1 protein-coding gene is annotated in these 279 nt (G+C 64.5%); it reads right to left on the bottom strand.

What is annotated here, in order from left to right; genetic code table 11:
• On the bottom strand, positions 1–224 hold a 224-nt coding region (locus EN786_RS37465), incomplete at its 3' end, for an FAD-dependent oxidoreductase (protein WP_135910248.1).
• Positions 225–279: the final 55 nt, after the last annotated feature.

Here is a 279-nt window from a genome sequence, read left to right as displayed (position 1 = left end):
GCCAGCTCAAGCCAGATTTCGCGGCTGCGTTCCGCCAGGCGGCGCGACGGCCCCGGCTCCTGCCCGGTGACAACGACGAGGCCGAAATTGCGCATCGAAGCGCCGTTGGCTTTCTGGTCGCGGTCGATGACGACGACGCGCAACCCGCGTCGCGCCGCTGCCAAGGCATGAGCCAGCCCGATTATGCCGGAGCCGACGACGGCAAGGTCGAAACTGTCTTTCACGGCAGTTACCAAGGCAGGGAGAAGGTCTTGACGTTGGTGTAGCTCTTCATCGCCT

Origin of the sequence: Mesorhizobium sp. M4B.F.Ca.ET.143.01.1.1, from assembly GCF_004792275.1 — a bacterium.
In the GTDB taxonomy this organism is placed as follows: domain Bacteria; phylum Pseudomonadota; class Alphaproteobacteria; order Rhizobiales; family Rhizobiaceae; genus Mesorhizobium; species Mesorhizobium abyssinicae.
This window is presented reverse-complemented; position numbering and strand designations above follow the sequence as displayed.